Annotated in this window: 18 protein-coding genes and 2 pseudogenes; 6 read left to right on the top strand and 14 right to left on the bottom strand. The window is 70.0% G+C overall.

The genetic code is table 11. The annotated features are described in order from the left end of the window. Nucleotides 1-95: 95 nt before the first annotated feature. The 5 genes from D7Y13_RS09190 to D7Y13_RS09210 all read right to left on the bottom strand — a co-directional run bounded on the left by D7Y13_RS09190 (nucleotide 96) and on the right by D7Y13_RS09210 (nucleotide 5475). Entirely contained in the window at nucleotides 96-1244 is a 1149-nt protein-coding gene (locus D7Y13_RS09190; protein ID WP_120531733.1) for a glycosyltransferase, read from the bottom strand. After that, the gene (locus tag D7Y13_RS09195) at nucleotides 1234-2517 is read right to left on the bottom strand and encodes an O-antigen ligase family protein (RefSeq protein WP_120585544.1); all 1284 of its coding nucleotides are present in this window, start codon (nucleotides 2515-2517) and stop codon (nucleotides 1234-1236) included. The genes D7Y13_RS09190 and D7Y13_RS09195 overlap by 11 nt, the downstream gene beginning before the upstream one ends. 245 nt (nucleotides 2518-2762) lie before the next feature. Next, complete coding sequence (locus D7Y13_RS09200) at nucleotides 2763-4424, bottom strand: DUF6178 family protein (RefSeq protein ID WP_120630661.1); 1662 nt, start codon at nucleotides 4422-4424, stop codon at nucleotides 2763-2765. 39 nt (nucleotides 4425-4463) lie between these two features. Then, nucleotides 4464-5084 (bottom strand): ribosome biogenesis GTP-binding protein YihA/YsxC, encoded by a 621-nt coding sequence (gene yihA / locus D7Y13_RS09205; RefSeq protein ID WP_120531731.1) that lies wholly within the window; start codon nucleotides 5082-5084, stop codon nucleotides 4464-4466. Nucleotides 5085-5091: 7 nt separating this feature from the next. Then, nucleotides 5092-5475 carry a multiheme c-type cytochrome gene (locus tag D7Y13_RS09210; protein WP_233595873.1) on the bottom strand — a complete coding sequence of 128 codons (384 nt, stop codon included), beginning with the start codon at nucleotides 5473-5475 and terminating at the stop codon, nucleotides 5092-5094. 265 nt (nucleotides 5476-5740) lie between these two features. On the opposite strand from D7Y13_RS09210, the gene D7Y13_RS09215 reads away from it, so the two are divergent. The 6 genes from D7Y13_RS09215 to D7Y13_RS09240 all read left to right on the top strand — a co-directional run bounded on the left by D7Y13_RS09215 (nucleotide 5741) and on the right by D7Y13_RS09240 (nucleotide 14753). Further along, nucleotides 5741-6223, top strand: a complete 483-nt coding sequence (locus D7Y13_RS09215; RefSeq protein WP_120531729.1) for a hypothetical protein — start codon at nucleotides 5741-5743, stop codon at nucleotides 6221-6223. A 3-nt stretch (nucleotides 6224-6226) separates the two neighbouring features. Next, a complete protein-coding gene (coaE, locus tag D7Y13_RS09220; protein WP_120531728.1) occupies nucleotides 6227-6823 on the top strand; it encodes a dephospho-CoA kinase in 597 nt (198 codons plus the stop codon). Nucleotides 6824-6849: 26 nt separating this feature from the next. Next, on the top strand, nucleotides 6850-8016 hold the full coding sequence (locus tag D7Y13_RS09225) for an SDR family oxidoreductase (protein ID WP_199732917.1): 1167 nt from the start codon (nucleotides 6850-6852) through the stop codon (nucleotides 8014-8016). 556 nt (nucleotides 8017-8572) lie between these two features. Further along, nucleotides 8573-13747 (top strand): myxosortase-dependent M36 family metallopeptidase, encoded by a 5175-nt coding sequence (locus tag D7Y13_RS09230; protein WP_147444469.1) that lies wholly within the window; start codon nucleotides 8573-8575, stop codon nucleotides 13745-13747. Between the two features lie 125 nt (nucleotides 13748-13872). Next, on the top strand, nucleotides 13873-14268 hold the full coding sequence (locus tag D7Y13_RS09235) for a MaoC family dehydratase (RefSeq protein ID WP_120531725.1): 396 nt from the start codon (nucleotides 13873-13875) through the stop codon (nucleotides 14266-14268). 2 nt (nucleotides 14269-14270) lie between these two features. Next, nucleotides 14271-14753 carry an FAS1-like dehydratase domain-containing protein gene (locus tag D7Y13_RS09240; RefSeq protein WP_120531724.1) on the top strand — a complete coding sequence of 161 codons (483 nt, stop codon included), beginning with the start codon at nucleotides 14271-14273 and terminating at the stop codon, nucleotides 14751-14753. Here the strand turns inward: D7Y13_RS09240 and D7Y13_RS09245 are convergent. The 9 genes and pseudogenes from D7Y13_RS09245 to D7Y13_RS09280 form a co-directional block, all read right to left on the bottom strand. Continuing rightward, entirely contained in the window at nucleotides 14737-15522 is a 786-nt protein-coding gene (locus D7Y13_RS09245) for a tetratricopeptide repeat protein (protein WP_120531723.1), read from the bottom strand. The two genes, D7Y13_RS09240 and D7Y13_RS09245, sit on opposite strands and share 17 nt — an antisense overlap. Before the next feature lie 41 nt (nucleotides 15523-15563). Further along, complete coding sequence (gene dnaK, locus D7Y13_RS09250) at nucleotides 15564-17408, bottom strand: molecular chaperone DnaK (RefSeq protein ID WP_120531722.1); 1845 nt, start codon at nucleotides 17406-17408, stop codon at nucleotides 15564-15566. 15 nt (nucleotides 17409-17423) lie between these two features. After that, a complete protein-coding gene (locus D7Y13_RS47870; RefSeq protein WP_244222332.1) occupies nucleotides 17424-18017 on the bottom strand; it encodes a tetratricopeptide repeat protein in 594 nt (197 codons plus the stop codon). Nucleotides 18018-18099: 82 nt separating this feature from the next. Continuing rightward, nucleotides 18100-18228: pseudogene (locus tag D7Y13_RS49010) on the bottom strand (hypothetical protein); the annotation flags it as partial. Between the two features lie 378 nt (nucleotides 18229-18606). Continuing rightward, on the bottom strand, nucleotides 18607-19785 hold the full coding sequence (locus D7Y13_RS09260; protein ID WP_120586113.1) for an aspartate aminotransferase family protein: 1179 nt from the start codon (nucleotides 19783-19785) through the stop codon (nucleotides 18607-18609). A 108-nt stretch (nucleotides 19786-19893) separates the two neighbouring features. After that, nucleotides 19894-21291 (bottom strand): annotated as a pseudogene (gene hslU, locus D7Y13_RS09265) (ATP-dependent protease ATPase subunit HslU). Nucleotides 21292-21303: 12 nt separating this feature from the next. Beyond that, nucleotides 21304-21831, bottom strand: a complete 528-nt coding sequence (gene hslV, locus D7Y13_RS09270; protein ID WP_120536022.1) for an ATP-dependent protease subunit HslV — start codon at nucleotides 21829-21831, stop codon at nucleotides 21304-21306. Nucleotides 21832-21924: 93 nt separating this feature from the next. Further along, the gene (locus tag D7Y13_RS09275) at nucleotides 21925-22314 is read right to left on the bottom strand and encodes a DUF1801 domain-containing protein (RefSeq protein ID WP_167508732.1); all 390 of its coding nucleotides are present in this window, start codon (nucleotides 22312-22314) and stop codon (nucleotides 21925-21927) included. A 21-nt stretch (nucleotides 22315-22335) separates the two neighbouring features. Beyond that, nucleotides 22336-23238 (bottom strand): tyrosine recombinase XerC, encoded by a 903-nt coding sequence (locus D7Y13_RS09280; RefSeq protein ID WP_120584959.1) that lies wholly within the window; start codon nucleotides 23236-23238, stop codon nucleotides 22336-22338. Between the last annotated feature and the right edge of the window lie 23 nt (nucleotides 23239-23261).

The raw sequence follows: 23261 nt of genomic DNA on the forward strand, positions 1-23261 counted from the left end.
CCATACGAACGCGCCCGCCCCCAATTGCTTGAGGACGGGCTCGGATTATCCGGATCGGTCTGACATTTCCCGGCCCTGGAGGGCGGGTTTCAGGCTCAAGGCAGCTGTGCGACCTGGCGGTACAGGGCGTCGTGCTGACGCACCATCTTCTCCAGGGACAGCTCCCGGGCGACGAAGCCCCGGGCGGCCTTGCCCATCTTCCGGGCCTCCTCGGGGTTGGCCAGGAGCCTGCGGAAGGCCTGGGCGAGCTGGGCGGGCCGCTCCGGGTCCACCAGGAGCCCTCGCTCGCCGTCCACGATGAGGTCGGGATTGCCGCCCACCCGCGTGACGACCATGGGCAGGCCCGCGGCCATGCCCTCCATCACGGCGTTGGACATGCCCTCCGCCGTGGAGCACAGGACGCCGAAGGTGGCCCGGCCGTAGAGCGCCGGCACGTCCGTGCGGTGCTTGAGGAAGTGCACCCCGTCCGCCACCCCCAGCTCCTGCGCCATCTTCTCCAGCGCGGGCCGGCGCGGGCCGTCTCCCACGAACCAGGCGTTCAGCCGGGTGCCCTCATGACGCAACATGGCAAGCGCGAGGAGCAGATCCTCCTGCCGCTTCACCGGGTGGCTCATGTTGGCCACGTGCACCACCGTGGGGATGCCGTGCGTTTCGGGCAGCGGGTCCTTGAGCCCTTCCGCGGTGCGCGCGTCGAAGCGGACCAGGTCCAGGCCGTTGTGGATGACGGAGACGCGGCTTCGGGGCAGCCCCTCCTCCTCCACGAGGAGCGTGCGGATGGCCTCCGCGTTGGCGATGACGTGGTCCGCCATGCGCGTCACCTGCGCGTGCAGCAGGCGGCGGGCCTTGCCCTGCCAGTGGGACAAGTCCAGGCGGCCGACGATGACCTTCGCGCCCGCCAGCTTCGCCGCCGGCACCGCGAGGATGCTGGAGTAGAAGTCGTGCACGTGCACCAGGTGCACGCGGTGCTGCTTCAGCCAGCGCGACAGCCGGTAGATTTGAACGAGCGTGTTGGGCTGCGCGAGCGTCCCCTTGAGGGAGAACACCTCGGGCGCGTGGCCCAGCTTCCACACCGAACCGATGAGCGGCCCGGCGTCCTCCAACACCGACACCTGCAACCGGTAGCTGGACGGCAAGCCGCGCAGCAACTCCAGCACCTGCACTTCGGTGCCGCCAATGTGGAACGACCGGGTGAACTGCACCAGTCGGAGGGGCTCCCGCCCCATCCGTGCTTCCTCACGCCGCATGCCCAGACCCCTCCCACGTGGCCGCCGGCGCCTGGTTCAGGGCCGGCTGCCTCCCCACCGCCAGGGCTCTGTCCCGCGCCTGCGCGATGCGGTGCGCGCTCGCGGCCAGGCCGAAGAGCACGTAGCAATGCGCGGACAGGATGTAGCCCGAGAACAAGTCACAGATGAGGTAGCCCGCCACCGACGCGAACAGCGCTCGCGCGATCCACCCCATCTCCGAATCCGAGGACGCCGCCACCGCGCCGCCCACCGAGCCTCCCGCGAACACCAGGAAGAAGAGCAGGCCAATCCAGCCCAGCTCCCCGATGACGTCGAGGAAGATGTTGTGCGCCACGTAGGCCCGGTGCGCCTCTGGCGGCGCGTACTCGAACCACGCGTAGCGGAAGCCGCCCGCGCCCACGCCCAGCAGCGGCTTGTCCAGGCTGATGCGGCTGGCCACCTGCCACGCGTACACGCGGCCCATGGCGGACGCGTCCTCGTGGAAGCTCGCCACCGTCTCATTGCGCTGCCAGAAGCTCTTGGGCGCGAACACCACCAGGCCCAGCACGAACACGCTGCCCAGCACGATGGCCTGCATGCGGCGCTTCTCGCGGATGGCCCACAGCGCCATCGCCACCGACAGGCCGATGAAGCCACCGCGCGAGTGCGACAGCACGATGGCCACCACCGACAGCACCGCGGACAGGCCGCACAGCACGCGGAAGAACCACGGGGTGCTCTTGCGCGCCAGGAAGGCCACCGCGAGCGGCACCACGACGACCATGTTCATCGCCATGTGGTTGGGGTCCGCGTACACGCCGACCCAGCGCGAACGGAAGCCCTCCACCATGTTCTCACCGACGATGTACCAGTTGATGACGCCAATGGACGTCACGATGGCGCCCACCACCATGGCCGCGCACATCGCCGCCAGCCGCTTGGGCGTGGTGATGACGTTCACGAGCGTCAGATAGATGGCCGTGAGCTTCAAGAGCTCCACGCCCTGGTAGCGCGTCACTTCCGGATTGACGGACCACGCCACCGAGCAGAACGCCAGCGACGAGAACGCGAGGAGCGCGATGCCCCGCGCGCCGTCGAAATAGACGGGCTCCGCCTTGCCCAGCCGCCGCATCACCATCAGCCCGGCCGCGAGGCCCGACGTCAGCAGCGCCAGTCGCAGCGGCGCCAGCGCGGGGATCCACTCACCCGGCACCGCGTACATCACCGCCGCGAACCCCACGAGCAGGAAGAAAGCCAGCACGTCGCGACGCTGCTCCTGTGCGCCCGGTCCCATGAACTCCACCCCTTCGCTGTCGGTCGCTCGTCCCGTCACACGCGTGCCCCTGGCCCTCTTGGAAAGCCGATGGCCGGCCTCTCACGCCGCGGGCGGCTCGCGAAGCTGCGAGCGGACCGACGACACAAGGCCAGCGGGCGGGGGCAAAGCAGCGGGCGTGCCAGGGCTTGGGGGCGACAGAAGCCCGTATCTACGGGCGGTTGCGAGATCGCCCCGGACAGACAGGCCGGGCAAGGCTGAAAAAGCTACGGGACCGGCGCGCTCTCCATGGGAAGGACCGCGGAGGCGATGAGGTCCAGGCGCCCCTCGCGAAGCCACGGCGTGCCCAGCTCCGACAGCAGGCGCGTCAGCGTGACGTTCACCACCCGACGCAGTTCGTCCCGGGCGCCCTCCGGCACGACCGGGCCCAGCGCGGCCAGCGCGCGCTCCGCCGCGCTCGCGCGCAGGCGTGGAGCCTCCGGGGAGCCCTCGAACAGCCGCTGCCCCAGCTCCGCCGTGCGCCCCAGCGGCACCGGCCTCACGTCCACGCCCTCCTCCAGGACGGCCATGGCGACCACCGCCGCCCAGAGCCGCTCCACGCCCAGCACGTCCAGCGACACGCCGAAGCGCGCCAGCACGGTGTGCGCGGGGCCTTCCGCGCCGCCCAGGAGCGCGCCCAGCGCGGCCACCTGTCCTTCCGCGCGCGCCAGCAGCACCTCCGAACCGGCCACCTCCCGCAGCGACCGGAACGGCACGGCTTCCGCGCCCGGCACGCGCAGCGCGCGGCGGGGACGCTTGCGGCGCAGGGCCTCCAGCGCCGCGGCTTCTTCCGGCAGCACCAGCGGCACGTCGTCCAGCTTCATGAACGCCAGCTTGAAGAGCCGGTCCGCGCGGTACTTGAGCTGGAGCGTCAGCGTGAAGCCCACCTGGAAGACGCGGCGCAGGGGCGTGTCGCGCAGCGCGTCCGGCGACCGGGCCGGGTCCCCGCCCGTCAGGTGCTCCAGGCCCAGCGACAGGTAGTCGCGCACCCATTCACCCACGCGGCGCACGGCATCCAGGTCGCCCGGGTCGCCCAGCTCCGCGACGAGCACCGCGTTGGCCACTTCGCGCAGCTCGTCCTCCGCGTTCATCCGCTCCACGTAGGACAGGTCGCGGAAGGCCGCCTCCACGTAGTCCACGTGCCCGCCCGGGGCGGTGAGCGCGGGGGCGGTGGGGCCCGTGGGGCGCGGCGGCACATCCACGCGGCTGAAGAGCGCCAGGGCGTCCTCCAGCGAGGGGAAGCCCAGGTCGGCCAGGCGCGCGCGACGGAACTGGAAGGCCGTCTCCTCCAGCTCGGAGGGAATCTCCCAGCGCACCGCTTCGAAGAGGCGCACCGATTCGAAGGGGTTCTCCGCGATGAGGTCGTTGACGATGGCGCGCATGGCGGACATCTCCACGCCCTCCAGCTTGATCTCCACGAGGTAGCGGCCCTCGGGCGTCTCCACCGTCATGCCCTGGGGGTTCGCGTCCGGGTCCTCCTCCAGGTCGTACACGGTGGTGAACTCCTTGAGGAGCGTCTCCACGACCTCCAGGTCCACCGCGTGCAGCTTGCGCAGGAAGTCCTCCGGTTCGTCCCCGCGCGCGGCGCGCAGCCACGTCAGCACCGCGTGGGGCTCCACCTTGTCCTTCACCCACCCGCCCAGGTCCACGAAGGTGCGGAACTGCGCGGGCGACGCCAGCTGCACCAGCTCCGTGGTGTCCGCGAGGCCGACTTCCTGGATGGTGACGTACAGGTCTTCCGCGGGCAGCGAGCGCACCAGCGCGGCCGTGTCCTCCGCGTCGAAGAGGGCCTCCACGCGCCTGCGGGGGGATAGCTGCATCAACCGCTGACGCACCTCGCGGGGGGCGAGGGGCGCAGCACCACCGTTCGTCTTGCCGTTCTGGGACACGCCGGGGGTGCTACCACAGCGTGCCCGGACCCGGGAGACTCAGACGCGGGTGGCCTTGCCGAAGGTGTCCAGCAGCGTGCCCCACACCTCTTCCACGCCCAGCTTTTCGGTGGAGGAGAACGGAATCAGCGCCTCGCGGGGCAACTCCAACTGCGTGCAGAGGGCGTTGAGCCGGGGCTTGCGCTGCGCCTTCGTCAGCCGGTCGATCTTCGTGGCCACCACGAGGATGCGGCGGTTGTGCTCCTGAAGGTAGTCGAGCGTGCGCAGGTCCTCCGGAGACGGCCCCACCTCCGCGTCGATGATGCTCACCACCACCTCCAGCCGGTGACGGTTCTTCAGGTAGGAGGTGATCATCTCCTGCCACTGGGCCTTGTCCGCCTTGCTCGCCTTGGCGAAGCCGTAGCCGGGCAGGTCCGCCAGCCGCACCGTGTGGCGCTGGCCGTCGCGGTCCAGGTCCACGTCGAAGAAGTTGAGCGTGCGGGTGCGCCCGGGCGTGTTGGACACGCGCACCAGCTTTCGCCGGTTCGTCAGGGCGTTGATCATGGACGACTTGCCCACGTTGGAGCGGCCGACGAAGGCGACCTCCGCGGCGTGGTCCGTGGGCAGGCCCTTCAATTCCACGGCGGTGGTGACGAAGCGGGAGTCGAGGATCTTGATCAAGAAGAAGTCACTTCTTCGCCGTAACGGGTGCCGGCGTGGAGGGGGCCGCGTCCGCGCGGGTCTGCTGCTTGCGGGCACGTTCGGCGGACCAGTGGTCGATGGCCTTCAGCGCTTCCTTGAAATCAAACGGGCGCAGGGAGGGAGACGAGGCGTCATGGCAGGTGCGGCACTGCTTCTCGGAGGGGTCCACCAGCCCCACCAGCCGCGCCAGCTCCGGGTCCTTCATCACGTAGGACGGGGAGTAGTACTGCCCTCCCCCGTGACACGTCTCGCAGGTGACGGCGGCCAGCGTCTGCGCCGCCTGGTCCGGGGCGTGGCAGGACAGGCACCGCGCGTCCTTCTTCTGCGCGTCCGCCAGCGTGTCGGTGGCCCGGGCGTGCTTGGACTTCATCCACGCGTCGTACGCCTCCGGATGACACCCCTTGCAGCTGTCGGGACCCGTGAAGTCCGCAGCCCCGGCAAGACCGCCCGAAGCGGCGAGCAGGAGGGCGGAAAAGACCCGGAAGGCACGAGAACGCATGGCCTGAGCACGTAGCAGAGCCCCCTGGAGGGGGCAAGGCGTCTCATTCGTGATTGAATAGCGGGTGGACACGCGCGTGCTTCAAAGGGAACGGACCTTGAGGCGCGCCTGCCTGATCCGCTAGGGAGGAGTCGAGATGCGGACCCCCGTCATTGTCGTCCTTGTCGCCGTCGCTGCCATCGCCGTCTCCCTGCCTGCTTCCGCCAAGCCGTGGCAGGGCATTGAACCCGGGTCCTCCAAGAAGGAGGACATCGTGAAGAAGTTCGGCGAACCGTCCCGGACCATGTCCCAGGACGGAAAGGAGATCCTGGCCTACTTCGCCAAGGAGGCCATCAAGGGCACCACCCAGGCCCAGTTCAAGGTGGACCCGGCCACGCAGTTGGTGGAGCGCATCGACGTGTTCCCCGCGCCCGTCATCGAGAAGGACACCATCGAGAACAGCTACGGCCCCGCGTGCCCCGGCGGCGCGGCGCCCGCCACGCCCTGCTACCTGCGCAAGCTGACGGACGACTTCCGCACCTATTTCCTCTACGTGAAGCTGGGCGTGGCCATCTTCTTCAATGAGGACGGCAAGACGGTGCAGTCCTTCGTCTTCACCACGCCCAAGGCCGCGAAGTAACCCGTGCACGTCTTCGGACTCACGGGCGGTATCGCCTCCGGCAAGAGCACGGTGAGCCGGATGCTGCGCGAATTGGGCGCGCGCGTGCTGGACGCGGACGTCATCGCCCGGGAGGTGGTGGAGCCCGGCACGCCGGGCCTCCAGCGCATCTCCGAGCGCTTCCCCGGCGTGGTGGGCCCCGACGGCCGCCTGGACCGGGTGAAGCTGGGGACCCACATCTTCGCGGACCCCGCTGAACGCGCCGCCCTCAACGCCATCGTGCACCCCCAGGTGCGCGCCGCGTTCCTGACGAAGCTCCAGGCGCTGGAGGCGGAGGGCATCACCCACGCCGTGTATGACGTCCCGCTGCTCATCGAGACGGGCCTGCACGCGGCCATGGAGGGCGTGGCCGTGGTGTGGGTGCCCCGGGACGTGCAGAAGGCGCGGCTGATGGCGCGCGACGGGCTGGACGCGCAGGCGGCGGAGGCGCGGCTGTCCGCGCAACTGTCCCTGGACGACAAGCGCGCGCACGCCACGTGGGTCATCGACAACAGTGGCGCCCCGGAGTCCACCCGTCCCCAGGTGGAAGCGGTGTGGCGGGCGATGCTCGCCCACGGCTGACACCGGGCGGGTATGCTGCGCCGCGAATGAGCGCCACGCCCAGGAAGAGTCCCGCAGGCACCTACTTCATCACCGGCTACCCGGGCTTCATCGGCAAGCGGCTGGTGGAGCACATCGCGCGCGAGGACCCGAAGGGTCACATCTACGCGCTGGTGCAGCCCAAGGCCTTCAAGGAAGCGCAGGCCCTGGCGGCGAAGGTGCAGGGCGCGAAGGTGGAGCTGCTCACCGGCGACGCGGTGGACATGCACCTGGGCCTGTCCGGCGAGGAGTACCAGCGCCTGTGCGAGCGGGTGACGGACATCTTCCACCTGGCCGCGGTGTCCCAGCTGGGCGTGCCCAAGGAGACCGCGTGGCGGGTGAACGTGGACGGCACCCGCAACCTGCTGGAGCTGGCGCGCGACTGCGAGAACCTGTCGCGCTTCAGCCACTTCTCCACCTGCTACGTGTCCGGCGACCGGGTGGGCGTCATCGCGGAAGACGAGCTGGACCGGGGCCAGTCCTTCCGCAACGCCTACGAGGAGACGAAGTTCCAGGCGGAGCGGCTGGTGCAGCGCGCCTCGGCCACCCTCCCCGTCACCATCTTCCGGCCGTCCAGCGTGGTGGGCGACTCGCGCACGGGCGAAATCGATCGCTTCGAGGGCCCCTACTACCTGGGCATCCTGCTCGTCACGTCGCCGCTGGTGGTGCCGCTGCCCCTGCCGGGCAACGGCGTCGCGCCCCTCAACGTCGTGCCGGTGGACTTCGTGGTGGAGGCGGTGTGGCGGCTGTCGCGGGATGAGCGCGCGAAGGGCCGCACCTTCCACCTGGTGGACCCCAACCCCATGAGCGCGCGGCGCGTGTACGAGCTCATCGCGGAGAAGTCCCACAAGAAGCTGCCGCGCTTCAACCTGTCCGCGCGCGCCGCGGACGTGATGCTGCGGCTGCCCCTCTTGGAGAAGCTGGCCCGGCCCCAGCGCGCGGCCATCAGCTACGTGAACCACCTGGCCATCTACAACTGCCACAACACGCTGGAGCTGCTCGACGGCACCGGCGTGCGGTGCCCGCCGCTGTCCACGTATCTGGATCAGCTCGTCGCCTACGTCAGGGATCAATACAAGCAGCGGCGCGAGGGCGCGGAGGTGGAGGATCCGCTCGACCACGCCCCCCTTCCCTCCGTCGAGGACAGCAGCCCCGCGCCTCGCACGCGCCGCTGAGCAGGGATGCACGCGGGAAGCAAGGGGCGGCGCGCCGTCGCATCCGTGTCTCCGCCTGCCCGCCCGCAGGGGGTGTTTCCCCCTCTGGCGCGGCTTATTCCAGACTGGCAATTGTTACTGGGTTGCTAACGCAAGGATGTGAGCCCCCCCTCTTTTCAACGATCCAGTGTCCTGGTTACCATGCGCTCCCACTTGAATCCGATCCGGTGAAGACAACCGCGTTCGGAACAGTGAGTTGGAGAGCAGCTTTTGCCAGGAATCGTTGACACGGAATTCGCATCAGCCACCCCGCCCGTGGGTGTGGCGTTCCGCCTGTCCGCCTCCGAGGAGCGCATCGCGCCCTCCGCGCACGCCCTCTCCGCCCTGACTTCTCGCATCGCGTCCGGCTGTCGCATCCATGCGACCTTGGACGTTGGGATGCGTTCCCTATTGGGCTGTCCACCCACGGTCCATCAGCCGTAGGGGGCCCGCCGCCCCGGCGCGCTCCGCTCCACCGTCGTCGTCTCCCGCAGTCCCCTCTCGTACGGCAGTTCATCACCCCCAAGAAGGAAGGCGCATGCGTCTCAGGGAAAAGCTTTTGACCAGCCTGCTGCTGGTGCCCATGGCGGGCTCCAGCGCGTGGGCCAAGGAGCGGTCGAACTTCGACGCGTTCCTGGAGCAGAAGGAGTCGCGCCAGCTGGCCGTGGCCCCCGCCACGGCCGTGTCGCGCGGGCTTCGCATCGAGCAGACCGAGCAGCGGCTCGGCGTGCCCACGTTCGCGTGGGCGGCTCAGGATGGCGTGCAGTCCAAGTCGGTCATCCGCAATGGCATGACGGCGGAGAGCGCGGCGCGCGCGCACCTGCAGACGGTGGCGGACAGCTACCGCCTGTCGCGGGATGACGTCTCCGGCGCCACGCTGCGCGCGGTGCACAACACGGGCACCGGGGCGATCATCGCCACGTTCCACCAGACGGTGGCCGGCATCCCCGTCTTCCGCAATGAGATCAAGGTCATCATGGGCCAGGACCTGCGCCTGGTGGCCGTCAGCGGCTACCTGGCCCCGTCCGACCTGACGCTCAACGCGCGCCTGAAGGCCCGCAGCGCGGCGTCGTTCCGCCTGGGCGCCGCGGACGCGCTGTCCGGCGCGTTCAAGGACCTGACGGGCTCCGGCACGCAGGCCTCCTCGTTCGTCAACACCGGCACGAAGGGCGAGTACACCTTCTTCGAGCTGGCCCCGGCCGCGAAGTCCTCGCTGTCGCAGGACCTGGCCATCCCGGCCCGCGCCCGTCAGGTGTTCTACACGCTGGCCGACACGCTCGAGCCCGCCTGGTACGTGGAGGTCAACGCCGGCCCGAAGTCGGCGCGCTCCAGTCAGTACTTCTCCTACGTGGTGTCGGCGACCACCGGCAAGGTGCTCTTCCGCAACGACCTGACGGTGGACGCGGCGGGCACGCCCTTCACCTACAAGGTCTGGGCGGACCAGGCCTCTCCGTTCATCCCGGAGGACGGTCCCCAGGGCAACGCCGCGACCCCGCACCCCACGGGCCTGCGCGACGGCTTCCAGATCCCCCTGAACCGCCCGCAGAACGACATCACCATCGCGAACTCGCCGTTCAGCCAGAACGACCCGTGGTTGCCGGCGAACGCGTCGCAGACCACCGGTAACAACGTGGACGCGTACGCGGACCTCGCGGCGCCGGACGGCTTCACGCCCGGCAGCGCGGACCTGCGCGCGGAGACGACGGCGGAGAACACCTTCGGCCACGTCTTCGACCAGTCCCTGGCGCCCAACGCCAACGCCACGCAGATCAAGGCGGCGGTGGTGAACCTGTTCTACGTGAACAACTTCCTTCACGACTGGTTCTACGACGCCGGCTTCGACGAGGCCTCCGGCAACGCCCAGGCGTTCAACTACGGCCGTGGCGGCGTGGATGGCGACCCCATCCAGGCGCAGGGCCAGGACTACCTCAGCCGCAACAACGCGAACATGAGCACGCCGGCCGACGGTGCGTCGCCGCGCATGCAGATGTACGTGTTCAACGGCACGCCGGAGCTCAGCGTGACGGCGCCGGCGGCGCTCGCGGGCATCTACGACTCCGGTGCGGCGTCGTTCGGCAAGCAGGTGTTCGACGTGACGGGTGACGTCGTCGCGGCCACCACCAACGGCTGCGCGGCCTTCCCGGCGGACACCTTCGCGGGGAAGATCGCCCTCATCGACCGCGGCGGCTGCGACTTCGCCGCCAAGACGCTGAACGCCCAGAACGCGGGCGCCATCGCGACGGTCATCGGCAACAACGCTTCGGGCGAGGCTCCGGGCCTGGGCGGCACGAACGCCGCCGTGACCATCCCCGCGCAGTCCATCACGCAGGCCGCCGCCACCGAGTGGAAGGCGGCGCTGGCCACCGAGACCGTCACCGCCAAGATGCGCCGCGTGGCGGCCCTGGATCGCGACGGTACGCTCGACAACGGCATCATCGCCCACGAGTGGGGCCACTACATCAGCAACCGCCTCGTCGGTAACGCCGCGGGTCTCATCAACAACCAGGGCCGCTCGATGGGCGAGGGCTGGGGCGACTTCACCGCGCAGCTCATGCAGGTGCGTGAGAGCGACAAGCTCGTCAGTCACGGCGCCGACTACAAGAACGACAAGTTCCAGGGCGTCTACAGCGCCGCCGGCTACACCTCCAGCGGTGGCAAGAACAACGGCTACTACTTCGGCATCCGTCGCATCCCCTATTCGACGGACATCACGAAGAACGGCCTGACGTTCAAGCACATCCAGAACTACACCCCGCTGCCGGCCGACCAGGTCGCGGGTGCGGCGACGGGCGCGTCCAACAGCGAGGTCCACAACAGCGGTGAGGTGTGGGCATCCATGCTGTGGGAGTGCTACGCCGCCCTCCTGAACGAGCACCAGTTCCAGGAGGCCCAGGACCGCATGAAGCGGTACCTGGTCGCCGCCTACAAGGCGACGCCCAACGCTCCCACCTTCATCGAGGCGCGTGACGCACTGTGGGCCGTGGCCGCGGCGTCGGACCCGGAGGACTACAAGCTCTTCGTGGAGGCGTTCGCCAAGCGCGGCGCCGGCTACGGCGCCAAGGCGCCGGACCGCAACTCCTCCGACCACATCGGCGTGGTGGAGAGCTTCGCCAAGGGCGGCAACATCGAGATCACCAGCATCAAGCTGGATGACACCGTGGCGGGCTGCGACCAGGACGGCATCCTCGACGTTGGCGAGCAGGGTGCGCTCAAGATCACCGTGCGCAACGTGGGCGGTGGCGAACTGAGCGCCTTCAGCGGCACGGTCAGCACCTCCAGCACCACGGCCAGCCTGGCCTTCCCGGCCGGCAACCAGATTTCCGTGCCCGCGCTGTCGCGCGGCGCGGAGGCCACGGTCTCCCTGCCGGTGAACCTCACCGCGGTGTCCGACGAAAGCGCCCGCGCGGGCCTGAAGATCGACTTCGACGCCCCGTCAATCCCCGACGAGTCGAAGACGGTGAACTTCGATGCGCGCGTCAACTACGATGACGTGCCGTCCGTCAGCGCCGCGGAGGCCTTCGAGTCCGGCCTGTCGGCCTGGACGCTGTCGGACAACCTGTCGGCCTCCGGTGACTTCAACATCGCCGGCCCGGATACCAACCGCTACGTGCACGGCATCAACCCGGCGGTGGCGACGGAGATCACCCTCACCAGCCCCTGGATGACGGTGGCCGAAGCGGAAGCCTTCACCATCAGCTACAACTACCGCCACTCCTTCGAGCAGGACTACTCCTCCTCCCCGGCCCAGGCCTACGACGGCGCGGTGCTGGAGTTCACGGTCGACGGCATCGACTGGATCGACCCCTGGGATCTGTACCCGGTGGTGGACGCGGATCCGGGCTACACGCACCTCATCCCCACGGGTGGCCTGAACCCCATCGAAGGTCGCCCTGCCATGGGTCTGACCAGCGAGGGCTTCCCGGAGTTCACTTCCGCGAGCATCGACTTCGGCACGTTCTTCCCGGACCTGGGCCTCAAGAACGTCCGCTTCCGCTTCCGCATTGGCGCGGACCTCGGGGTGGGCGCGTACGGCCTGGACGTGGATGACGTGACGTTCACGGGCGCCACGCCCGTGTTCCCGACGCAGAGGGCGCAGTCGGCCGAAGCGGGCGCCTGCAACCTCCGTCCTATCGCCAACGCGGGACCGTCCCGCGTGGGCCTGGCGGCGGTCGCCGAGGCCACCCGCGTCGGTGGCGTCTACACGCGCACGAACATCGTCCTGAACGGCACGGGCAGCATTGATCCGGACGCCGCCGCGGGTGACGCCCTCACCTACGCCTGGACGCAGACAGGCGGCGCCACGCCGGTGACGCTGACGGGCGCGGACACCGCGGCCCCCAGCTTCCTCGCGGACGTGGACTACAGCGACACCCTCGCCTTCCAGCTCGTCGTCACCGACGCGGCCGGCAAGACGAGCGTCCCGAAGACGGTGGAGATCGAGATCATCAACGTGAACCAGCCGCCGGTCGCCGCGGCCACCGCGCCCGCGACGGTGGACGAGGGCACCCCCGGGGTGGCGCTGGATGCCTCCGGCTCCACCGACGCGGACCGCGTGGACCGCAACCTGACGTTCGCCTGGACGCAGACGGGCAGCACGCCCAAGGTGACGCTGAGCGGTGCCGCCACCTCCAAGGCCACGTTCACGGCCCCCGAGGTGACGACGGACACGCAGCTCACCTTCACGGTCACCGTGAAGGACGGCAGCGCGGCGGTGTCGACGAAGGCCGTCGCCGTGACGGTGAAGAACGTGGACCGTGCCCCGGTGGCCAACGCCGGCGCGGACTTCGAGGCGGACGCCCGCTCCAGCGTGACGCTGGCGGGCTCCGGCTCGGACGCGGATGGCACGGCGGTGACGTACCTCTGGGAACAGACCGTGGGCCCGTCCGTCACGCTGACGGGGGCCGACACGGCCTCGGCGAGCTTCACGGCGCCGGACGTCAACACCGCCACCGAGCTGACCTTCCAGTTCACGGTGACCTCCGGGGGCCAGTCCACCACGGACCTGGTCAATGTCACGGTGCGCAAGCTGAACCGTCACCCGGTGGGTGAGGCTCCGGCCGCGGTGAGCGCGGACGAGGGCAGCAACGTGGAGCTGGACGCCTCCAGCATCACGGATCCGGACGGTGACGCGCTCACCTACGCCTGGACCCAGGTCGGTGGCCCCTCGGTGACCGCCACGGGGACCAACGCGGCCGTGCTGAAGTTCACCGCGCCGCAGGTCCAGGCCGACACGGCCGTGGCCTTCAGCCTGGTGGTGACGGACGCGGACGGCGCGACGGCCGGTCCGTTCGTCTACACCGTGACGGTGAAGCAGGTGAACCAGGCGCCGGTCGCCAAGGCCCGGGTCATCTCCGGCGTCCGTGGCGGTGAGCTGGTGAAGGTGGACGCCTCGACGTCCACCGACCCGGACCACGAGACGCTGACGTACGCGTGGGCGCAGACCGGCGGCTCCTCCGTGAGCCTGACGGGTGCCAACGCGGCTGAAGCCAGCTTCACGCCGGCGAAGAAGAAGACCGCGGAGACCTACTCCTTCACCGTGACGGTGACGGACGCGGCCGGTGCCACCAGCACCGCCGAGGTGAAGGTCAACGTGCCGAAGTTCGAGGAAGAGGGCGGCGGCTGCTCGTCCGCCGGCGGCTCCGTGGGCGGGATGGCTCCGCTGATGGCGCTGTTCGCGGCCATGGGCATGCTGCGCCGTCGCAAGTCGGCGTAAGGCACCCAGGCTTCGGTCGCACTGAAGCCCTGAAGTAAACGAGGGGCGGTTCCCGACACGGGAGCCGCCCCTCTCTTCTTTCCACCGGACACCCGTGCACGGGGGGCGGTAGGCTTGCCCGCCTCATGGCACGCACGTTCCAGGTGGGAGACACCTTCACGCACGTCCGCCAGTGCGACCGGCTGCGGCCGGTGTATTACGCGGGCGCTTCCGGGGACTACAACCCCATCCACATCGACCCGGAGGTGGGCAGGCTCGCCGGCTTCGACGGCGTCATCCTCCAGGGCCTCTGCACGCTGGGCTGGGCCGTGGAGGCCGTTGCCGTCTTCGTGGGGGACCCGGGCCTCGTGCGCCGCGTCCGGGTGCGCTTCTCCCGGCCGGTGCTGCCGGAGGACACCGTCACCTTCCAGGGCCGCGTCACCGCCATCGCGGAGGGCCGGCTGAGCACGGAAGTCACCGCCACCAACCAACGCGGCGAGCCCGTCCTCCGGGGCGCCGTCGTCGAAACCTCGCTCGGATAGCCATGCCCCTGGACCCGAAGTTCGTCGGCCGCGCGTACGGCCCCTTCACCTACGAAATCGGCCGGGAGAAGCTGCGCGAGTTCTCCCTCATCCTGGGCGGCTCCGTCCCCTCCGCGGGCACCTTCGGAGAGCCGCCCGCGCACGTCAGTCCCCTGCTCTACGCGGACGACGTGGCGAAGGCGGGGCCCTACGGCGACGTCATCGCCTTCCCCAGCTTCGCGGTGGTGTTCGCCATCCGCCCCTTCAGCGCCGCCATCGCGGATCCGGAGCTGGGCGTGGACCGCGTGCGCCTGGTGCACGGGGAGCAGGAGCTGGAGCTGCTGGGCGTGATGCGCCCCGGGGACGTGCTCACCACCACGGGCCACATCCGGGAGCTCTACCGCAAGGCCGGGATGGACTTCCTCGTCGTCAGCACGGAGACGCTCAACGCTCGCGGCGAGCCGGTGGTGCGCGGCGTGTGGACGGCCGTCATCCGCCCCGCGTAGAGACGGGCGATCCGCCGGGGGCGATGATGCCCTCGTCCAGCAGCTGCGCCAGGATGCGCGCGGTGTCCAGCCGCGACATCCCCGACAGCGCGAAGAGGTCGTCGAAGCTCACCGCGCCGTCAATCTGCGCGAGCACGAAGCCGGCGCGGTGATCCAGGTTGAGCCAGATGATGTCATCCGGCTGCAACCGCACGCGGGGCATCCGGTCCAGGTCCCCCAGGCGGGCCTCCAGCATGGCCACCAGGATGCGCTCGCTGCGGTCGCGCAGGGCCTCCACGCGCGGATCCTCCGGCGCCAGCGACTGGGCCCGGCGCAGCAGGTCCACCGCGCCGGAGTGGTCGTCCAGCGTCAGGAGGTCCTCCGCCCCCTTCAGCAGGCACTCCACCTCCGAGCCCTGGGGAAGCGGCCCCATCCCGGCGTAGCTCTCCGGGAGGCCGAACTCCTGCGTGCGGTGCGCCTCCGCGATGAGGTCCAACGCGTCCCCCGGCGTCCCCGTCCCCTCCGGCAGGTTCACGGACTCGGGCAGCGGCTCCGCGGGGCCGGGGCTGGACGCATCCGCCCAGGCGCCCCAGTCCCCCTCCATGTCGGGCGCGGCGATGTTCACCGGCGCGGTGGAGCCGCCCCCCGGGGTCAGCAGCTGGCGCGCGCGCGCGTTTGCGGGATCCAGCTCCAGCGCCCGGACGAAGAGCTTCTCCGCGCCCGGAATGTCGCCACTCAGTCGCAACAGCAACCCGGCTTCGACCAGTTGCCTGGCCCGGAGCGTGTTCATGGGGGACTCCCTCGCGGAGCGTGAAGGCCGGGCATGCGCGGCTACCGTCCCGGCGTCCCGCGCGGACTGGCCGCGCGCAACTGCGGCAGGCTCTGGGAGAGCGCCTCGCAGGCCCGCGTGAGCGCGCCCACGTCCTCGCCTCCGCGCACCTGCCGCGCGTGGTCCAGGGCCTGCTCCGCGCGTGCCACGACGTCGGGCGACAGCCCTCCGGCACCGGGCAGCAGCCGCACGCGGGAGAGCGCGTCCACCAGGTCGCGGGCCAGGATGTCCAGCTCCACGCGCCGGGTCTTCAGCTCCTCCGACGCGCGCGCGGTGACGAGCCAGTCGCGCTGTTCCTCCATGATGCGGCGCAGCTCGTCCTCCGTGAGGCCGCTGGACGCGGTGACGGTGATGGACTGGCGCAGGCCCGTGTCGCGGTCCCTCGCGGAGACGGACACGATGCCCTCCGCGTTGATGTCGAACGTCACCTCGATCTCCACCTGGCCGCGCGGCGCCTCGCGCAGGCCGGTGAGGAGGAACTCGCCCAAGAGCTCGTTGTGGTGCGCCAGCTCGTGCTCGCCCTGGAGCACCATGATCTTCACCGTGCGCTGGAAGTCCTTGGACGTGGCGAACACCTCCGTCGCGGACGTGGGCACGGTGGTGTTGCGCGGAATCAGCCGGCGCACGTAGCCGCCCGCGATGGCCACGCCCATGCTCTGCGGCGTGACGTCCAGCAGCAGCAGTTCGCTCTCCTGCGCCACCAGCGCGTGCGCCTGGATGGCGGCGCCCAGGGCCACCACCTCCTCGGCGTGCACGCCCTTGCAGGGCTCGCGGCGGAAGTACTGGCGCACCTGCTCCACGATGCGGGGCATGCGCGACATGCCCCCCACCAGGATGACCTCCTTGAGCTCCGAGGGGCGCACCTTCGCCTCCCCCAGCACCTCGGAGGTGATGCCCACCAGGCGCTCGCCCAGGTCCGCCGTCAGGTCCTCCAGCTTCTCGCGGGTGAGCGTGGCCTGCAGGTGCAGCGCGGCGCCTCCGCCCGGCGGCGTGCAGATGAAGGGCAGGTGCACCTGCGTCTCCTTCACAGACGACAGCTCCACCTTGGCCTTCTCCGCGGCGTCCTTCAGCCGCTGCAGCGCCATGCGGTCCTTGCGCAGGTCGATGCCGTGTTCCTTGGCGAAGCCGAACACCATCCACTCGATGATGCGGTGGTCCCAGTCCTCGCCGCCCAGGAAGGTGTCGCCGCCTGTCGCCACCACGTCGAAGATGCCGTTGTTGATCTCCAGCACCGACACGTCGAAGGTGCCGCCGCCCAGGTCCAACACGGCGATCTTCCCGTTCACCGTGCGCCCGAAGCCGTACGCCAGGGCGGCCGCGGTGGGCTCGTTGATGATGCGCAGCACCTCCAGCCCAGCGATGCGGCCCGCGTCCTTGGTGGCCTGCCGCTGGCCGTCGTTGAAGTAGGCCGGCACGGTGATGACCGCCTGGGTGACGGGCCGGCCGAAGTGCGCCTCCGCGTCCGCCTTCAGCTCGGCCAATATCATCGCGCTGACCTCCGGCACGGCCAGGTCGCGGCCCGCCAGCCGGATGCGCACGTCGTCGTGGGCGCCGCACACCACCTGGTACGTCAGGGCGCGCATCGCGTCCTGGACGGGGTGCGAGGAGAACTTGCGGCCGATGAGGCGCTTGGCCGCGGACACCGTCTCCTGCGGGTTGGTGATGGCCTGCCGCTTGGCGATGCCGCCCACCAGCCGCTTGCCGTTCTTCGACACCGCCACCACGGACGGGGTGAGGGGCGCGCCGGTGCGGTTCTTGATGATGAGCGGCTGGCCGTCCTGCACGGTCGCGACGAGGCTGTTCGTCGTGCCCAGGTCGATGCCAATCAGCGGTCCGGACTCAGCCATGGGGACGCATGCACCTCACGTGAACGTCCAACGCAACTTCTTGAGGGCCGCACGGGCCTCCGCGTTGTCCGGATCCAGGCGCACGACCTCCTCGTAGTGATGCTTGGACTGCTTCTTCTGCCCCGCCGCCAGCAGCAGGTGGGCCAGCAGCAGGTGGTAATCCGCGCGGCCCGGTTTCAATTCCACCGCGCGCTGCGCGAGCGCCCGCACCTCGTTGACGTCATGCGCCAGCTCGCGGCCCACACGAGCAGCCTGGAAGGCCGCCTCAGGGTTGTCCCCGTTGAGCGACACGGCCAGCTTGTAGGCCGCGTGCGCCCCGGCGAAATCCCCGCCCATCTCCATCTGCTGGCCCCGCTCCACCTCCGCCTGCGCGCGGTGCAGGTCGTGCTTGCGGCGCGCGTCCACGAGCAGCGCGGCGACCTCGCGGTTCTTCGGATCCAGGCCCAGCACGTGGTTGAAGTCCTGGTAGGCCCGCTCGAAGTCCCCGCGCGCGGTGGCCGCCCTGCCCCGGGCGACGAGCTCCGTGAGCTTGTGCGTGCGCGCCATGTACGGGTGGCGCGCGAGCCGGGCCTGACGCTCGGCGCGGCGGGCCTCCGACTCCGCGTCCACGGGCCCGGGCGCGGAAGCTGCCCAGGTTCTTGCCGAAGTAGCGGTCCGGGTGGAAGCGCCGGGACGCGTTGTAATAGGCCTGCTTCACCTCCGCGGCGGTGGCGCCCCGGGGCACGCCCAGCACCGCGTGGTGGTCCATCCCGTCCAGCGCGCGCTCCAGGTCGATGATCTCGCGCTTCTGTTCGGGCTCCAGGTCCACCTCCTCCGCCATGGAGGCGTCCACGGCCGGGGCGGCGGGGGTGGCGCGTTGCACCACGCGCGCGGGGACGATGGCGCCCTTGGCGCGCAGGGACAGCAGCACGGCGATGGTGCGGGCCTCGCCCAGCGTGGAGCGGGACAGCACCGCGTCGATGCGCTCGACGCGGCCCACGAGCGACAGCACCGTGCCCTCCTCCGGGCTGAGCTGGAGGCGGGACGGGTCCAGGTGGGGCACCGTCGCGATGTGGTCGGTCCGGCCCCCCAGGCCGACGATGGGGTTGGGCGCGCTCAAGGTCACACGTTCCGCGGCAGGCGAATCCCAAAGTGTAGGTGTCCGGGACGCAAGGCGTCAAACGCCCCGGCTGTGACGGGCCCCCTCGCGGGAAGGCGACTAGAGGGAAGCCAGCACACGCTGGAGGATGCCCAGGGCTTCGTCCAGTTCCTGCCGGGTGATGATGAGCGGAGGGGCGAACCGCAGCGTCGTGTCCCCCGCCGAGTTCACCAGCAGTCCGGCGTCGCGCAGCTTCGCGATGACGGGCGCGGCCTCCCGGTCCAGCTCCACGCCCAGCAGCAGGCCCCGGCCCCGCACGGCCTTGATGCGCCCTTCCGGCAGCGCGGCCTGGAGCGCCCGCGCGCCCGCGAGGAAGTGCTCGCCCTTCGCCTGCACGTCCGGCAGCAGACCGGGCTGGCGCAGGAGGCGCAGGACGACGTTGGCCGCGGCGGCGGACACCAGGTTGCCGCCGAAGGTGGAGCCGTGGGTGCCGGGCGTGAGGCTCTTCGCCAGCTCCTCGCGGCACAGCATGGCCCCCATGGGCAGGCCGTTGCCCAGGGCCTTGGCGATGCTGATGGCGTCCGGCTGGATGCCGTCGTGCATGAAGCCGAACGGCAGGCCGGTGCGGCCCATGCCCGTCTGGACCTCATCCACGAGCAGCAGCAGGCCGTGCTCGTCGCACAGCGCGCGCAGGCCCTGGAGGAAGCCCGGGGGCGACATGCGCACCCCGCCCTCGCCCTGGATGGGCTCCACCAGGATGGCGGCGGTGGAGGGGCCCACGGCGCGGCGCACCGCCTCCAGGTCCCCGTACGGCACGTGCTTGAAGCCCGCGGGCAGCGGCTCGAAGCCCGCGTGGTACTTCGGCTGGCCGGTGGCGGTGACGGTGGCCAGCGTGCGGCCGTGGAAGCTCTTGTCGAAGGTGATGAGTTCGAAGCGCTCCGGCGTGCCCCGGTCCTTCATGACCTTGCGGGTCAGCTTGATGAGCGCCTCGTTGGCCTCCGCGCCGGAGTTGCAGAAGAACGCGCGCGGCAGGCCCGCCCACTCCGTCAGCTGCTCGGCCAGGTCGATCTGCGGCTGCGAGTAGAAGACGTTGGAGACGTGCCACAGCAGATCCAACTGCGCCTTCGCCGCCGCGACCACCTCCGGGTGGCAGTGGCCCAGGGCGCACACGGCGATGCCGCCGATGCAGTCCAGGTACGCCTTGCCGTCCGCGTCCCACACCCGCGTGCCCTGCCCTCGCACCAGGGCGATGGGTTGCTGCTTGTAGTTCTGCAGCAGGTGCTGCTTCGCCTTCTGCATGAGGGCGTCGTTGCCAGGGGAGGCGACGGGGGATGGCGACGGTTGCGACAAGGTGGTCTTCCTCACGATTCGTGCTGCGCGGGGGACAACGGCGGGGACGCTAGCGCGCTAGAGGATGTAGCGCGACAGATCCTCGTCCTGGACGATGGCGGACAGGCGCTCGCGCACATAGGCGCCGTCCACCTGGAAGTCGCGCGGGCCCAGTTCGCTGGCGGTGAAGGACACGTCGTCCAAGAGCCGCTCCAGCACGGTGTGCAGGCGCCGCGCGCCGATGTTCTGCGTGCGATCGTTGGCCTGCTGGGCGATGCGCGCCAGCTCCGACACCGCGTCGTCCGTGAAGGACAGGCGCACGCCCTCGGTGGCGAGCAGCGCGGTGTACTGGCGTAACAGCGAGTTCTTCGGCTCGCGCAGGATGCGCACCAGGTCCTCGCCGGACAGCGCCTCCAGCTCCACGCGGATGGGGAAGCGGCCCTGCAACTCCGGGATGAGGTCCGACGGCTTGGAGACGTGGAACGCGCCCGCCGCGATGAAGAGCATGTGGTCCGTCTTCACCTGCCCGTACTTCGTGTTGACGGAGGAGCCCTCCACGATGGGCAGGATGTCGCGCTGCACGCCTTCGCGCGACACGTCCGGGCCCCCGCCGCCCTTGCCGCCCTCGCGGCTGGCGATCTTGTCGATTTCATCGATGAAGACGATGCCGCTGGACTCGGCGCGCACCACCGCTTCGCGCTGGACGCGGTCCGGATCCACCAGCTTCTGCGCCTCTTCCGCGCGCAGCATCTGGAGCGCCTCGGGCACGCGCACGCGGCGCTTCCGGGTGTTCTTCATGCCCGGCATGTTCTTGAACAGGTCCTGGAGGTTGACGCCGATCTCCTCCATGCCCTGGCCGCTGAAGTTGCGCATGAACGTGGGCGAGCTCTCGCTGGTCTCCACCTCCACGTGCTGATCATCCAGCGTGCCGGCGCGCAGCTGGGCGCGCAGCTTCTCCCGCTCGCTGTCGCCCAGCGGCTACGGCGCGGTGGGCGGCGGGGGCGAGAAGCCGAAGGGCGGGGACGCGGACGGGCGGGACGCGCCGCCATTCTTGAGCAGCTCCATCAGCCGGTCCTCGGCCAGCTCCTCCGCGCGCGGCTTGACCTTCTCCGTCTCCTCCTCGCGCACGAGCGCGATGGCCGCCTCCACGAGGTCGCGGATCATCGACTCCACGTCGCGGCCCACGTAGCCCACCTCCGTGAACTTGGAGGCCTCCACCTTCACGAAGGGCGCCTGGGAGAGCTTCGCCAGCCGGCGGGCGATCTCCGTCTTCCCCACGCCGGTGGGGCCGATCATGATGATGTTCTTCGGGTGGATTTCATCCCGCAGGTCGTCGGAGACCTGCTGGCGGCGCCACCGGTTGCGCAGCGCGATGGCCACGGCGCGCTTGGCGTCGTTCTGGCCGACGATGTAGCGATCCAGCTCGCTGACGACCTCGCGAGGCGTGAAGGCGGACAACTTGCGCGATTCGGCCACGGGGCGGTCCTCTCAGAGCTCTTCGTAGGTGACGTTGGAGTTCGTGTAGACGCAGATGTCCGCGGCGATGGCCATGGACTGCGTGCAGATGTCGCGGGCCGACATCTGCGTGTTCGCCTGCAGCGCGCGCGCGGCGGACAGCGCGTAGGAACCACCGCTGCCCACGGCGGCGATGCCGTGGTCGGGTTCGATGACGTCGCCCGCGCCGGAGAGGATGAACGTCTTCTCCCGGTCCGCGACGATGAGCAGCGCCTCCAGGCGGCGCAGGAAGCGGTCGGTGCGCCAGTCCTTGCCCAGCTCCACGCAGGCGCGGGTCAGGTTCTTCTGGTGCTCCTTGAACTTGGCCTCGAAGCGCTCGAAGAGCGTGAAGGCGTCCGCGGTGCTGCCCGCGAAGCCGGCGAGCACCTGCCCGTCGCCAATGCGGCGCACCTTGCGCGCCGTGTTCTTCATGATGGTCTTGTCGAGGCTGACCTGGCCGTCGCCCGCGATGACGACCTTCTGGTCGCGGCGGACACAGAGGATGGTGGTGCCGTGGAACATGGCGGGAGGTTTAACAAGCCCGCCCCGCCCCCACCAGCAAACACGGCCCGGCTGTCCGCTCCCTCACCCTCCCCAGAACTTCCACGCCGCCCTTCAGGCCACGGTGGCCTGGATCCACCGGCCCACCAGCTTCACCAGGGCCGCCTTCTTCGCCTTCACGTCCTTCGCGTCCTGGAGCGTGACGATGCCCCGGTCCACCGCGGCCCACTTCACCAGGCCCGAGTCGTCCTCGAAGGCGAAGCCCGCCGTGTCCTTCACCTTCGCGCCCCGGTGGAGGATGACCTGGAAGATGCCCTTGGGGGCCAGCCGAAACGTCACCCGGTCATCGCCGCCGTGACAGAAGCTGGGGGCCTTCCACTTGATGCGCTCGGTGAGCGTCTTGTCGGAGGCCAGGATGGCGCTGCGCACGGCTTCGATCTCCGCCTTCAGCGGATGTTCGAGCTCCGCCATGAACGCTTCAACTTCATCACTCCGGTTCGACATGCCCCTGCCCTTCCAACCGCGTCACGCGCGAGGGTGCGCGGCGTCGTAGACTTCCTGCAACTGTTCGAAGGTCACGTGGGTGTACTTCTGCGTGGTGGACAGGCTCGCGTGGCCCAGCAGCTCCTGGATGCTGCGGATGTCCGCACCGCCGCCCAAGAGGTGCGTGGCGAACGAGTGGCGCATCGCGTGCGGGCTCACCTTTCGCGCCAGCGCGAGCTGGAGCACGTACGCATCCAGGTGCCTCGCGATGCTCCGGGGCGTCAGCCGGCCGCCGCGGAAGTTGAGGAACAGCGCGTCCGGATCCTGCCCCGCGTGCACCGTGGCCAGCAGCTCGCCGCGCCTCGCGAGGTATGCCTCCAGCGCGCGGATGGACTTCGCGTTGAGCGGGATGAGGCGCTCCTTGCTGCCCTTGCCCATCACCCGGACGATGCGGCTGCTGCGGTCCACGCCCAGCAGCGACAGGCCGCACAGCTCGCTGATGCGCAGGCCGCCGCCGTAGAGCATCTCCAGGATGGCCTTGTCGCGAAGCCCCAGCACCGTGTTCACGTCCGGCAGGTCGAGGATGGCGAACACCTCCTCCACCGGCAGCACCTTGGGCAACGTCTTCGGCAGCTTGGGGCTCTTCACCAGCTTCGCGGGACTGGCGGACAGGAGCTTCTGCCGCACCAGGTACTTGTAGAAGGACTTGATGCTCGCCAGCCGCCGCGCGCGACTGGACGGAGCGTGGTCCACGCTCAGCGTGCCCAGGTAGCCCCGGATGGCCGCGTGCGTGCCGGCCAGCAGCGACGACTTCATCCGCTCCACGAGGTAGCGCTCATAGTCCACCAGGTCGATGAGGTAGTTGCGCACCGTGTGCGGTGACGCGTCCTTCTCGTCTTCCAGGTGGGCGCGGAACTTCTCGAGGAGCGGAGACAGGGTCGACATGGTCGGGGAAGCCTAGGGGCCTC

It is taken from the genome of Corallococcus praedator (assembly GCF_003612125.1).
Taxonomy (GTDB): Bacteria; Myxococcota; Myxococcia; order Myxococcales; family Myxococcaceae; genus Corallococcus; species Corallococcus praedator.

Coding starts and splice junctions, on each gene's coding strand:
- hslV (WP_120536022.1), bottom strand. CDS start 21,831: ATGTTCCACGGCACCACCATCCTCTGTGTCCGCCGCGACCAGAAGGTC.
- D7Y13_RS09195 (WP_120585544.1), bottom strand. CDS start 2,517: ATGGGACCGGGCGCACAGGAGCAGCGTCGCGACGTGCTGGCTTTCTTC.
- D7Y13_RS09245 (WP_120531723.1), bottom strand. CDS start 15,522: ATGAACACGCTCCGGGCCAGGCAACTGGTCGAAGCCGGGTTGCTGTTG.
- D7Y13_RS09230 (WP_147444469.1), top strand. CDS start 8,573: ATGCGTCTCAGGGAAAAGCTTTTGACCAGCCTGCTGCTGGTGCCCATG.
- D7Y13_RS09190 (WP_120531733.1), bottom strand. CDS start 1,244: ATGCGGCGTGAGGAAGCACGGATGGGGCGGGAGCCCCTCCGACTGGTG.
- D7Y13_RS09215 (WP_120531729.1), top strand. CDS start 5,741: ATGCGGACCCCCGTCATTGTCGTCCTTGTCGCCGTCGCTGCCATCGCC.
- D7Y13_RS09260 (WP_120586113.1), bottom strand. CDS start 19,785: ATGCAGAAGGCGAAGCAGCACCTGCTGCAGAACTACAAGCAGCAACCC.
- D7Y13_RS09235 (WP_120531725.1), top strand. CDS start 13,873: ATGGCACGCACGTTCCAGGTGGGAGACACCTTCACGCACGTCCGCCAG.
- D7Y13_RS09210 (WP_233595873.1), bottom strand. CDS start 5,475: ATGAAGTCCAAGCACGCCCGGGCCACCGACACGCTGGCGGACGCGCAG.
- D7Y13_RS09225 (WP_199732917.1), top strand. CDS start 6,850: ATGAGCGCCACGCCCAGGAAGAGTCCCGCAGGCACCTACTTCATCACC.
- dnaK (WP_120531722.1), bottom strand. CDS start 17,408: ATGGCTGAGTCCGGACCGCTGATTGGCATCGACCTGGGCACGACGAAC.
- D7Y13_RS09280 (WP_120584959.1), bottom strand. CDS start 23,238: ATGTCGACCCTGTCTCCGCTCCTCGAGAAGTTCCGCGCCCACCTGGAA.
- D7Y13_RS09275 (WP_167508732.1), bottom strand. CDS start 22,314: ATGTCGAACCGGAGTGATGAAGTTGAAGCGTTCATGGCGGAGCTCGAA.
- D7Y13_RS09240 (WP_120531724.1), top strand. CDS start 14,271: ATGCCCCTGGACCCGAAGTTCGTCGGCCGCGCGTACGGCCCCTTCACC.